This is a genomic window from uncultured Wocania sp., from assembly GCF_964021735.1.
Taxonomy (GTDB): domain Bacteria; phylum Bacteroidota; class Bacteroidia; order Flavobacteriales; family Flavobacteriaceae; genus Wocania_A.
In genome coordinates this window covers 1-11,935 of record NZ_CAXIBN010000019.1, presented here as the reverse complement: position 1 = coordinate 11,935, position 11,935 = coordinate 1, and the positions used below count along the sequence as shown (strand labels likewise).

The following is an 11,935-nucleotide window of genomic DNA, read 5'->3' as shown; positions in this document are numbered from 1 at the left end:
CTTAATTTTTTATTGTGCTACTTTAAGTTGTAATTTTTGTCTTAAGTTTTCCTTTGCTCTCGATATTGTTGTTCTGCAATTAGCATTTGTAATATTCATAATTTCACTTATTTCCTCATAATCATAACCTTCAATAAGGTTTAAGGTTAAAGCAATTCTGTAATTATCTTTTAATGTTTTCATGGTATTTAAAATATCTTGTGCTTTTATGGTTGTAAACTCATAATTACTATCAATACCATCATTACTATCTTCAACTTTATACAAAATATCATCTAAAGGAACTTCGTGTACTTTGTTGTTCTTTTTATAATGATAAATGCTATTATTTATTACAATTCGTTTTAACCACGATCCAAATATTTTCACATCTTTAAGACTCTCTAACTTTGTAAACGCCAACAAAAAGGAGTCTTGCATAATATCTTCTGCTTCAAAATTGTTTTTCACAATTCGTAGTGCTGTATTATACATAGTTTTGTAGTAGCGTTTATAAATTTCCAATTGTGCGGATTGATTTTTAGCTATACAAAGCTTTACAAGCTGTTCGGTATTTAAATTAGTTGGCGTCAAAAAAACAAATTGTTATAGTATAGATATAATTGTTTTTAGTTTGTTACAGTTTTTATCAAAAAAAAATCCCACACTCATAAGGTTGTAGGATTTAATTATGTTAATTCTATTTTGAAACTACGATTCTGTAGGCTTTTCAGCTTTATCAATAGTAATCTTAAGTTCGTTCGTTTTTTTATCTAAATCGATACTAATTTTATCGCCTTCTTGAACCTGAGAGGATATAATTTCTTCTGCTAAAGCATCTTCAATATATTTTTGAATGGCTCTTTTTAGTGGTCTTGCACCATATTGCTTATCGAAGCCTTTATCCGCTATATAATCTTTAGCACTTTTACTAAGTTTTAAGACATATCCTAAATCTTTAATTCTTAATAACAGTTTGTCTAATTCAATATCAATGATTTTATTGATATCTTCTTTTTCTAAGGCGTTAAAAACTACTACATCATCAATTCTATTTAAAAATTCAGGAGCAAATGATTTTTTAAGCGCATTTTCAATAATTTTAACTGCATTTGCATCTTCTTGTGCTTTTTGTGAAGCCGTTCCAAAACCAATACCGGTTCCAAAATCTTTAAGTTTGCGGGCACCTATGTTTGATGTCATGATAATGATGGTATTTCTAAAATCAATTTTTCTGCCTAGGCTATCGGTTAAATACCCATCGTCTAGTACTTGCAGTAACATATTAAACACATCTGGATGCGCCTTTTCAATCTCATCTAAAAGAATAACAGCATAGGGTTTACGTCTTACTTTTTCGGTTAATTGTCCGCCTTCTTCGTAACCAACGTATCCTGGAGGTGCTCCAATTAATCTAGAGATGGCAAACTTTTCCATGTATTCACTCATGTCGATTCTAACAAGTGAATCTTCACTATCGAATAACTCACGCGACAACACTTTGGCTAACTGTGTTTTACCAACACCAGTTTGACCTAAAAATATAAATGAACCAATTGGTTTATTAGGGTCTTTAAGTCCAGCACGATTACGCTGTATAGCTTTAACCACTTTGGCAACCGCTTCATCTTGACCGATAACCTTACCTTTTATTAGGTTAGGTAGTTCGGCAAGTTTATTAATTTCGGTTTGCGCAATTCTATTTACTGGAATGCCTGTCATCATTGAAACGACATCGGCTACATTGTCTTCTGTAACAATTTCACGGTTTTGCTTGGTTTCTTCTTCCCACTTTTCTTGCGCAACAGCCAATTCTTTTTCTATGCGTTTTTCGTCATCTCTAAGTTTTGCTGCTTCCTCATATTTTTGCTTTTTAACAACAGAATTTTTAGTTTCTTTAACGGTTTCAAGTTGTTTTTCTAGCTCTATGATTTGTTTAGGAACATCAATATTAGTAATATGTACACGCGATCCAGCTTCGTCAAGGGCATCAATAGCCTTATCTGGTAGAAAACGTTCTGTCATGTACCTGTTAGTTAATTTTACACAAGCTTCTATAGCTTCTGGAGTATAATCAACGTTATGGTGTTCTTCGTATTTTCCTTTAATATTATTTAAAATTTCTATAGTTTCTTCAACCGTAGTTGGCTCCACTATAACCTTTTGAAAACGACGCTCTAAAGCTCCGTCTTTTTCAATATACTGTCTGTATTCATCTAAAGTTGTAGCACCAATACACTGAATTTCGCCACGTGCCAACGCTGGTTTAAACATGTTTGAAGCATCTAAGCTACCTGTGGCTCCACCTGCACCAACAATAGTATGAATTTCGTCAATAAAAAGAATGACATCGTCATTTTTTTCAAGCTCGTTCATTACGGCTTTCATACGCTCTTCAAACTGTCCACGATATTTTGTGCCAGCAACCAAGCTTGCTAAATCTAAAGTAACGACGCGTTTATTAAATAAAATACGCGATACTTTTCGTTTTACAATTCTAAGCGCTAAGCCTTCTGCAATAGCCGATTTACCAACCCCAGGTTCACCAATTAAAAGCGGATTGTTTTTCTTTCTTCTACTTAATACTTGAGATACGCGTTGTATTTCTTTTTCACGTCCAACAACTGGGTCTAATTTACCTTCGTCTGCCATGGCTGTTAAATCGCGACCAAAATTATCTAGAACAGGTGTTTTAGATTTTTTGTTTGCTTTTCCAGATGGTGCATTAAAAATATTATCCTTTGATGTGTCGTCTGGTGAACCTGTATCATCATCTTGAAAAGATTCAGATTTTGGTTCTATATAATCATTATCGTTAGTAATCATAAGTTTAAATTGTTCTTTAACATTATCGTAATCGACTTTAAGCTTATTTAAAAGCTTAGTAGTAGGATCGTTCTCATTTCTTAAAATGCATAAAAGTAAATGAGCAGTATTTATTGAGGTGCTTTGAAATAGTTTAGCTTCTAAAAACGTGGTCTTTAAAGCGCGTTCTGCTTGCCTTGTAAGGTGTAAGTTCTTTTTTTGATTAGAAGCAATATTAATATTGGGGTTTGCAGGACTTAAAATTTCTACTTTACGCCTTAAATGATTCAAATCAACTTCTAAGGCATTCAAAATGTTGATGGCTTTACCATCTCCATCGCGCAAAAGCCCAAGCATTAAGTGTTCGGTACCAATAAAATCGTGCCCTAACCTTAGTGCTTCTTCTTTGCTATATGCAATTACATCTTTTACTCTTGGTGAAAAATTATCATCCATAATAGTTTCCTTTCTGCATTAAAAATACTAAAACATTTTACTTAAGGCAAAAACTGTACCTTAAAATGCTAATTGACGAAAAAAACTTTATAAAATCAAAATTTTAAGCTGCATACTTATTAACTAAAAAAGGGTGCGAAATTGTTAATAAAAAACATGAAAAAACACGATTGAAAGTCTTACTATGACTATTGAAAGTTTTATATTAGCATGTTTTGAAAAACTCATAAAAACTTAATTAAAATATTTATGGCAGAAGGAGAAAAATTGATCCCTATTAATATTGAAGATGAGATGAAATCGGCTTACATTGATTATTCAATGTCGGTCATTGTGTCACGTGCTTTACCAGATGTAAGAGATGGTTTAAAGCCAGTTCACAGACGTGTACTTTATGGTATGCATGAACTAGGTGTTAGAGCAAATACAGCGCATAAAAAATCAGCAAGAATAGTTGGAGAGGTTTTAGGTAAATATCACCCACATGGTGATACATCTGTTTATGATGCTATGGTACGTATGGCTCAAGAATGGAGCTTGCGTTATATGCTTGTAGATGGACAAGGTAACTTTGGTTCTATTGATGGAGATAGTCCTGCAGCAATGCGTTATACAGAAGCACGTATGCGTAAAATATCTGAGGATATGTTGGCAGATATTGACAAGGAAACTGTAGACCACAAATTGAATTTTGATGATACACTTCAAGAACCAACGGTTTTACCAACGCGTATTCCAGGGCTTTTGGTAAACGGAGCTTCGGGTATTGCAGTAGGTATGGCAACAAATATGCCGCCACATAATTTAACTGAAGTTGTAAATGGAACGATTGCTTATATTGAAAACACCGACATTGAGATTGACGAATTAATACAACATGTTAAAGCGCCAGATTTTCCAACGGGTGGAACTATTTATGGTTACGACGGTGTAAAAGAAGCATTTCATACAGGTCGCGGACGTATTGTAATGCGTGCAAAAGCCATTATTGAAGAAGTACAGGGTAGAGAATGTATCATTGTAACCGAGATTCCATACCAAGTAAATAAGGCAGACATGATTAAAAAAACTGCCGATTTAGTTAACGAAAAGAAAATGGATGGTATTGCAACCATTCGTGATGAATCTGATAGAAACGGCATGCGCATTGTTTACGTTTTAAAACGTGATGCAATTCCAAATATCGTTCTAAATAAATTATATAAATACACCGCATTACAATCATCTTTTAGTGTCAATAATATTGCATTAGTAAATGGTCGTCCACAATTATTAAATTTAAAAGAACTAATTCATTATTTCGTTGAACATAGACACGAAGTAGTGGTGCGTCGTACAACTTATGAATTACGTAAAGCTGAAGAACGTGCACATATTTTAGAAGGATTAATTATTGCCTCGGATAATATAGACGAAGTTATTGCAATTATTAGAGCGTCTTCAAATGCCGATGAAGCTCGCGAAAACTTAATAAAACGTTTCGAACTTTCTGAAATTCAAGCCAAAGCCATAGTTGAAATGCGTTTACGTCAATTAACAGGTTTAGAGCAAGATAAATTACGTTCTGAGTATGAGGAGATAATGAAAACCATTATTGACTTAAAAGATATTTTAGACAAGAAAGAGCGTCGTATGGATATCATTAAAGGCGAATTGGAAGTGGTTCGAGATAAATATGGTGATGAGCGTCGTTCAATTATTGAATATGCTGGAGGTGATTTAAGTATAGAAGATATGATTCCTAATGAAAAAGTAGTTATTACTATTTCTCATGCCGGATATATTAAACGTACATCTTTAACAGAATATAAAACACAAAATAGAGGCGGTGTTGGTCAAAAAGCTTCAACAACTCGTAATGAAGATTTCTTAGAGCATTTATTTGTTGGCACAAACCACCAATACATGTTATTCTTTACCCAAAAAGGAAAATGTTTCTGGATGCGTGTTTATGAGATTCCAGAAGGCAGTAAAACCTCAAAGGGTAGAGCTATTCAAAATCTAATAAATATTGAGCAAGATGATAAAGTGATGGCTTTTATTTGTACTCAAGATTTAAAAGATGAAGATTATATAAATAGTCACTACGTGATTATGGCTACTAAAAAAGGGCAAGTTAAAAAAACGGCTTTAGAGCAATACTCTCGTCCTAGAACAAACGGAATTAATGCTATTACTATTAAAGAAGATGATGTTTTACTAGAAGCCAAGTTAACTACAGGCGAAAGTCAAGTTATGTTGGCATTAAAATCTGGTAAAGCTATCCGTTTTGAAGAAGCAAAAACAAGACCTATGGGTCGTGGAGCTTCAGGTGTTCGTGGTATTCGTTTACAAGACGAAAAAACAGATGAAGTTATTGGTATGATAGCAGTTGATGATATGGAAAGCGATATCCTTGTAGTTTCAGAGAATGGCTATGGTAAACGTTCAAGTTTAGAAGACTATAGAATTACCAATAGAGGAGGGAAAGGTGTAAAAACTATTTCTATTACAAAAAAAACAGGCAACTTAGTATCTATAAAAAATGTAACGGATGAGGACGATTTAATGATTATTAACAAATCTGGAATAGCTATCCGTATGGCAGTTCAAGACTTAAGAGTTATGGGAAGAGCTACGCAAGGTGTTAAGTTAATTAACCTAAAAGGAAATGATTCTATTGCTGCTGTAGCAAAGGTGATGCATGATGATGAAGAGGTAGAAGATGTTGAAACTATTGAAAACACTAATGATTCTGAAGATGGCACAACTCTTGATAATAATCTAAACGAAAACAATATTGACAATTAACTAAATATTATTAAAATGAAAAAACAATTAATTATAGCTTTGGCTTTTTCAATAAGTGCATTTTCATTTGCACAAAAGAAAGAATTGAAATCTGCAGAGAAAGCTATTAAAGGAAACAACTTTGCAGAAGCAAAAGCGTCTCTAAATCAAGCTAAAGCTTTAATGGCTTCTATGGACGAAAAAAACAAAGCCAAATATTATTACTTATTGGGGCAAGCGTTATATGCAAACGGTGCTGGAACTAATCAAGATATCGATAAGGCTTTAGAAAGCTTAGAGAATGTTAAAGGAGCTTATGTAGCTGAAGTTACAGAGTTAAAGCAAACCATGACTAATGGTATTTTAACAAAAGGCAATAAAGCATATGAGGATAAAGATTTTTCTTCAGCTTCAAAATATTTTGAACACGCTTACAGAACATCTACTCAAGATACATTATTCCTTTATTACGCTGCGGCTACGGCTGTAAATGTTCAAGAATTTGATAGAGCTTTAAAATTATATGAAGAGCTTAAGCAATTAGGGTATACTGGTATACAAAAAGAGTACTTTGCTACAAGTGTAGAAACGGGAGAAGAAGAGGTTTTAGATAAAAATACTCGTGATTTATACGTAAAAGCTAAAAGCCACATTAAGCCAGGAGAAAGATTAACAGAATCTAAGAAAGCAGAAATCGTTAAAAATGTAGCACTTATTTATGTAAGCAATGGCGATAATGAAAAAGCACTAGCCGCTATGAAAGATGCTAGAGCAGAGAGTCCAGACGATATTAATTTATTGCTTTCTGAAGCTAATGTGCATTTTAAAATGGGTAATAAAGATGAGTTTAAAAGGCTATTAGAATTGGCAACTAAAAAGGATCCAAATAATGCTGAATTACAATATAACTTAGGGGTAATTGCTTCTGAATCTGATGATATTGAAGGAGCAAAAAAATATTATGATAAAGCTATAGAACTAGATCCTAGTTATATAAATGCCTACATAAATATGGCAGCTTTAATCTTAAACGGAGAACAAGCACTTATTGAAGAAATGAATGGTTTGGGAAGTTCTAAAAAAGATGATTTACGTTATGATGAGTTAAGAGAGCAACGTCAAAATATTTATAGAAGTGCGATACCGTATTTAGATAAAGCACTTGATATTAACTCGAAAAATATTAATGCAGCTAAAACATTGATGAATATTTATAGTGTTTTAGGTGAAACAGATAAATTTAAAGTTATAAAAGAAAAAGTTGACGCTATTGAAGCAGGAAACTAATTTTAATTAGATTAATATATAAAAAAAGCCGCAATTTGCGGCTTTTTTTATATTACTTTTTTAATAACTCTCAGTTTGTGTGTATGTATATGAGTATCTACATTATAAATGCCAGAATGATCTAATCTATCTATTCTCACTTTTCCGAAAGCATGAATAATGTAATTATCTTTCATTATAATACCAACATGTGTAATAATGCCTTCATTGTTATCAAAAAATGCTAAATCTCCAGGTTCACTTTCTTCTATAAAGCTTAAAGCTTCACCTTGCGTAGCTTGTTGCACTGCTTCTCTTAATAATTTGTAGCCATTTAACTTATACACCATTTGTGTAAACCCAGAAGCATCTATGCCAAAAGGTGTTTTTCCTCCCCAAAGATATGGCGCGTTTAAATACAGAAAAGATGTTTTTATAATATTGTTCTTTGATAAAATATTTGAGACAGAATTGCCATCAAAGCGATGATTTAAAATAGATAAACCGTTTAACGACGATCCTAATGAAATAGAGTACAGTTGCTCGTTCTTATCTTGAATAAATTCAACTAAGTCTGCCGAAAGTTTTGGGAGTTCTTGATTTAAAGTTTTGTATTGTTTCTCTGTAATTTCGAAGTATTGTTTATTGTCTATCCAGCCTTCATAATTATCAAATGCAAGCCGAATTTTACTCCAATATTTACGCTGCTCTAAAACTTTAAAATAATCGCCGTATAAGACTTGAGAAATAAGTTCACTTTTATCCAGCGGATCAAGTCTCATGGAGATTATACTTAAATTACAAATTCCGTATTGCATTCAAAAATTAATTTCACGTATTTATTCTATTGCTTTTCATGTTTACAAGCAATATCTCTATTATCATTCTCTAGTAAGGTTATATTTTATTTATTAATGTTTCGCTCAATAACAACAGCAGAGGCACCGCCACCACCATTGCATATAGCTGCAGCACCAATTTTAGCATTATTTTGCTCTAATACATTTAAAAGGGTAATAAGTATTCTAACACCAGAACAACCAAGCGGATGACCAAGAGAAACTGCGCCACCATTAACATTTACATTGCTATCGTTTAACCCGAGAATTTTCATATTAGCTAAACCAACAACCGAAAAAGCTTCGTTAAATTCAAAATAGTCAACGTTATCAATTGTAATTCCAGCTTTATTTAATGCCTTAGGCAAAGCTTTTGCAGGAGCAGTTGTAAACCACTCAGGTTCGTGTGCTGCATCAGCATAACCTGTTATAGTACCTAAAGGTTTTAAGCCTAATTCTTCAGCTTTTTCTTTGCTCATTAAAACCATCGCACCAGCACCATCATTTATGGTTGAAGCATTGGCAGCGGTTACGGTGCCTTCTTTTGTAAAAGCAGGTCGTAGCTGTGGTATTTTTTCCATTTTTACATTAGTAAATTCTTCATCTTTACTAACTATTATAGGTTCACCTCTGCGTTGTGGGACTTCAACAGGAACAACTTCATTATCAAACTTCCCTGCTTCCCAAGCTGCTGCAGATCTTGTGTAAGATTGTATGGCAAAAGCATCTTGGTCTTCTCTAGTAAATTTATATTCATTAGCACAAGCATCTGCACAAACACCCATGGCATTTTGGTCGTAAGCATCAACTAATCCATCTTTTTGCATACCATCTATTAGAGAGGTTGGACCAAATTTTGTACCCGTTCTTGCATATAAATAATGAGGAATTAAACTCATGTTTTCCATACCACCAGCAACAATAATGTTGGCATCACCAAGCGCAATAGATTGAGCAGCTTGCATAACAGTTTTCATACCAGAAGCACAAACTTTATTTATAGTTGTACATGGTACGGTATTGGGTATACCTGCATAAATTGCAGCTTGTCTAGCCGGTGCTTGTCCTGTCCCAGCTTGAATCACGTTACCCATTAGAACTTCTTCTACTAGCTCAGGTTTAAGGTTTATTTTGTTTAACGCACCTTTAATAGCAATAGCTCCTAGTTTGGTTGCAGGAATTGTAGATAAAGAACCTAAAAAACTACCTATTGGTGTTCTAGCAGCTGATACAATAACAACTTCTTTACTCATTTTTTTATGCTTAAATTTTGATGCAACGAAAATAATCAATTTTTAGTAGAACTTAACAATGATTAGTATATTATAAAAAGCAGAAAAAGGCATATAATTTTATTACATTTGAAAATACTAAAGTGCAAAATGAAAGATTTTATAAATAAATTTTACCGAAACCATTCTTTAATTTACAAAGGGCTATTGTTTATATGTACTACGGTTTTAATTGTGTATTTATTCCCAAAAAGCGGAAAATTTAAATATAATTTTGAAAAAGGAAAGCCTTGGCAATCTGAAAACTTGTACGCTCCTTTTAATTTTGCTATTAAAAAGACTGATGAAGAAATTGCTGCGGAAAAGAAATTACTTAGAGACAATTCGATATTATATTTTAACCTAGATAGTGCTATCGAGTCTAAAGTTAAAAATCAATTTGAGTCTCAATTTAAAAACTATTTTTTTGATTCTATTTCAGAATTTGACTTAGATAAATTATTTAAAACAGGAAATAAAATAATTAAAGAATTATACCAATTTGGTATTTTAAATGAAGATTACAATTTTTCTGATAATAAGGTTATAGTTTTACTTGATGATCGTGTAGAGAAAGAAAAGGGGGTGTTCTCTAATTTAATAAAACAAAATGAAGTTGTATTACATATTGAAAAAGTACTTTCAAATCAAAATTTGTCAAACTATAAAAACGGCTTCGTATCACTTTTTTTCGATTTAGTTGAGCCTAATCTTGTTTTCGATAAATCTACAACAGATAAGGTTTTACAAGAGGAGTTTGATAAAATAGCCTATGCCAGAGGAAGTGTTGAAAAAGGAACTTTAATTATTTCTAAAGGAGAAGTTATTGAAGGTGACAAATATCAAAAATTAAAATCATTACAATCTGAATACGAATCGCAGGTTTGGAATAAATCAAACTATAATTGGATATTATTTGCTTACACATTGTTGGTTGCCTTAGCCTTATTAATGTTATTATTATTTCTTCGAAAATATAGACCTGATGTGTTTGAAAATAATACTAAAGTCACCTTTATTTTTTTCAATATTTTTTTAATGGTTTTTATAACAACGTTGGTTGTAAATTACAATTCAAAATATATTTACGTGGTGCCAATTTGTATTCTACCATTAGTTTTTAAAGCTTTTTTTGATGCTCGTTTAGGACTGTTTGCACATGTAATTACAGTATTATTATTAGGGTTTATAGTGCCAAATAGTTATGAGTATATGTTTCTTCAAATAATTGCAGGAATTGTAACTATTTTAACGGTTTCAGAATTGTATAAAAGGGCAAATTTATTTATTTCTGTAGGTCAAATTACTCTAATTTATATCGTGGCTTACTTTGCTTTTTTTGTAATACATGAGGGTACTGTTGAAACAATTAAATGGGAAACCTTTATTTGGTTTATACTTTGCGGACTTGCCACTTTATTTGTACAACCATTAATTTATGCTTACGAAAAACTTTTTGGATTAGTATCAGATGTGTCACTTTTAGAATTGTCTGACACCAATTCAAAATTACTTAAAGAACTTTCTAATAAATCACCAGGAACATTTCACCATTCATTAAACGTTGCAAATCTTGCAGAAGCATCTGCTAACGAAATAGGGGCAAATGCCATGTTAATTAGAGTAGGTGCTTTGTATCATGATATTGGTAAAATGAAAAACCCGACGTATTTTACCGAAAATCAATCCACAGGAATTAATCCACATGATGAATTATCGGCAAAAGAAAGTGCGAAAATTATAACTGATCACGTTATAAATGGAATTGAAATTGCTAGAAAAAATAATTTACCAGACCGCGTTATAGATTTTATTAGAACGCATCATGGAACAAGTGTAGTCTACTATTTTTATAAGAAAGAAAAGGAAGTGCAAAAAGAAATTGATAAGTTAGATTTTAGCTATCCAGGACCAAAACCTTTTAGCAAAGAAACGGCTATTTTAATGATGTGTGATAGTGTTGAAGCAGCATCAAAAAGTTTAAAAGAACCTACATCTACAAAGATTGATGCTTTTGTTGAAAATATTATAAATAAGCAAATAGAAGATGGACAGTTTTTAAATGCTAATATTACATTCAAAGAAATTCAGTCGATAAAAAAAGTGCTAAAACACAAGCTTGCAAATATTTACCATTTGCGAATTGAATACCCTGAATAAATTTTACAAAATATTAAATAAAATAGTTGCGTTCTTAGAGATGATATGTTACATTTGCATCCGCAATTTTATTGCAAAGTTCATAAAAAAGGAGAGGTGCCTGAGTGGCCGAAAGGAGCGGTTTGCTAAATCGTCGTACCCCAAAAGGGTACCCGGGGTTCGAATCCCCGTCTCTCCGCAATATTAGATAACCAAATCGGGGTGTAGCGTAGCCCGGTTATCGCGCCGCGTTTGGGACGCGGAGGTCGCAGGTTCGAATCCTGCCACCCCGACGAACCTAGAGATAGGTAACATCAAAACACTGTTAATTGTATGATTTTCAGTGTTTTTTGTTTTTATTCATTGGTCTCAATCGTTAGTTGAAACTATGCACTTTCAGTGCAAGACTTT

7 protein-coding genes and 2 tRNA genes are annotated in these 11,935 nt (G+C 32.7%); 5 read left to right on the top strand and 4 right to left on the bottom strand.

All coding sequences use genetic code 11. From position 1 onward, the window contains the following. Nucleotides 1-9: 9 nt before the first annotated feature. Both AADI82_RS03100 and AADI82_RS03095 read right to left on the bottom strand, forming a co-directional pair. Nucleotides 10-573, bottom strand: a complete 564-nt coding sequence (locus AADI82_RS03100; protein WP_341215007.1) for an RNA polymerase sigma factor — start codon at nt 571-573, stop codon at nt 10-12. A gap of 117 nt (nt 574-690) precedes the next feature. Continuing rightward, on the bottom strand, nt 691-3,240 hold the full coding sequence (locus tag AADI82_RS03095) for an ATP-dependent Clp protease ATP-binding subunit (RefSeq protein WP_341215006.1): 2,550 nt from the start codon (nt 3,238-3,240) through the stop codon (nt 691-693). A 249-nt stretch (nt 3,241-3,489) separates the two neighbouring features. Here AADI82_RS03095 and gyrA point away from each other — a divergent pair, with 249 nt between their 5' ends. Further along, nucleotides 3,490-6,030 carry a DNA gyrase subunit A gene (gene gyrA / locus AADI82_RS03090; protein ID WP_341215005.1) on the top strand — a complete coding sequence of 847 codons (2,541 nt, stop codon included), beginning with the start codon at nt 3,490-3,492 and terminating at the stop codon, nt 6,028-6,030. Nucleotides 6,031-6,045: 15 nt separating this feature from the next. Then, entirely contained in the window at nt 6,046-7,296 is a 1,251-nt protein-coding gene (locus tag AADI82_RS03085) for a tetratricopeptide repeat protein (RefSeq protein ID WP_341215004.1), read from the top strand. Between the two features lie 47 nt (nt 7,297-7,343). Here AADI82_RS03085 and AADI82_RS03080 read toward each other — a convergent pair whose 3' ends face one another. Both AADI82_RS03080 and AADI82_RS03075 read right to left on the bottom strand, forming a co-directional pair. After that, nucleotides 7,344-8,093, bottom strand: coding sequence for a C40 family peptidase (locus AADI82_RS03080; RefSeq protein ID WP_341215003.1), 750 nt, complete (start codon nt 8,091-8,093; stop codon nt 7,344-7,346). Nucleotides 8,094-8,179: 86 nt separating this feature from the next. Then, on the bottom strand, nt 8,180-9,367 hold the full coding sequence (locus AADI82_RS03075) for an acetyl-CoA C-acyltransferase (RefSeq protein WP_341215002.1): 1,188 nt from the start codon (nt 9,365-9,367) through the stop codon (nt 8,180-8,182). 129 nt (nt 9,368-9,496) lie between these two features. On the opposite strand from AADI82_RS03075, the gene AADI82_RS03070 reads away from it, so the two are divergent. From AADI82_RS03070 to AADI82_RS03060, 3 genes are all read left to right on the top strand, one after another. Then, nucleotides 9,497-11,545 carry an HDIG domain-containing metalloprotein gene (locus tag AADI82_RS03070; protein ID WP_341215001.1) on the top strand — a complete coding sequence of 683 codons (2,049 nt, stop codon included), beginning with the start codon at nt 9,497-9,499 and terminating at the stop codon, nt 11,543-11,545. Nucleotides 11,546-11,635: 90 nt separating this feature from the next. After that, a tRNA-Ser gene (locus tag AADI82_RS03065) sits at nt 11,636-11,723 on the top strand. Between the two features lie 19 nt (nt 11,724-11,742). Continuing rightward, a tRNA-Pro gene (locus AADI82_RS03060) sits at nt 11,743-11,817 on the top strand. Nucleotides 11,818-11,935 lie beyond the last annotated feature (118 nt).